Source organism: Mycoplasma sp. HS2188 (genome assembly GCF_025209835.1).
GTDB lineage: Bacteria > Bacillota_I > Bacilli_A > Mycoplasmatales > Metamycoplasmataceae > Mycoplasmopsis.
This window is the reverse complement of sequence record NZ_JAOAOI010000040.1, coordinates 1-1,051: the sequence shown is the minus strand read 5'-3', so window position 1 is coordinate 1,051 and position 1,051 is coordinate 1. Positions and strand designations below refer to the sequence as shown.

General features: G+C 27.3%; 1 protein-coding gene. It reads right to left on the bottom strand.

Going from position 1 to position 1,051, the window contains the following annotated elements; all coding sequences use genetic code 4:
• Window positions 1-307: 307 nt before the first annotated feature.
• Window positions 308-1,051 (bottom strand): Mbov_0401 family ICE element transposase-like protein (locus N1F73_RS03675; protein WP_396888696.1); only part of this gene is annotated, 744 nt, incomplete at its 5' end.

The window sequence follows — 1,051 nt, the reverse complement described above, 5'->3', positions numbered from 1 at the left end:
ATTTTTGCGTTTTAAAAACTGGTGCAAAAAAATAAAATTTTCTTTTGCACGCGCGCGTACGCCTTTTAAGGCAAGGCAACAAATGGTACAAAGCTTCTAACCGAAGCACCATTTTATACCTTGCTATTATTACTTTGTAATAATAGAGTTTTTCAGTTTTTGTGGTACAAGTTTGTACCACTTTTTAAAAACTGCTCCATAACTACTACAAAAATTATTTTATTTATTTCTTACTATAACTATGTTATAGTAAAATCTAAATTATTAATTTCACAAACCTGTACCACTAATAAAAAATAATCAAAATTTATAAAAATATTGTGCCAACACCTTTTTTCAGGTTTTTATATATTATTTTTGTTTTAATGGAGTTCAAACCAAAAGTTGAGCTCATTTTTTTAATGTGTTTTTTGAAATAATTGAAGACAAAATGCTCGGTATAACTAGCAATCAGGCATATCTTATTCTCATCATTTCATATCTGGTCTTTATGATTTTCGATGAAGTAAAATAGTCTTTTAGCAGCTAAAAGACATTTATTATTTATCTGTTTTTGTCGAGCTTCGAAGATAAAATTATCTCTAAAATTAACATATGCTTCATAACCAAGCTTATCGTTTTTGCTAAAAATTTTGCGAAATAGTTCGACCCATCTTAGTCGATATTTTGCACTATATCAGTTCGTAAAAACTTTCTTATTCTCCTTCGAAGCGAAGTGATTAAATCCAAAAGTTTCATTAATTTTTTTAACTAAATGAAAATAATCAAGCACATATTTGACCCCTATTTTTTGTGAAATAGACTTCATTCATCTGGCTCCATCGCCCTTAAAAATTATGCTATTTTTGTTTAAATTTAACTTTTCAATATAATCATTTAATCGATTTGAAAAGTAGTTTAAATCATTATTTTGATCGCTTTTAGCACTAAGTTTTTTTAAGAAAAATAAGCAAATAGCTGACCTATTTTTCTTCCTTTTATTAGACCTATTTCCACCTATAAAATTACTATGAATAATAGCTTCACGACACCTTAATTTTTCGCCATATTT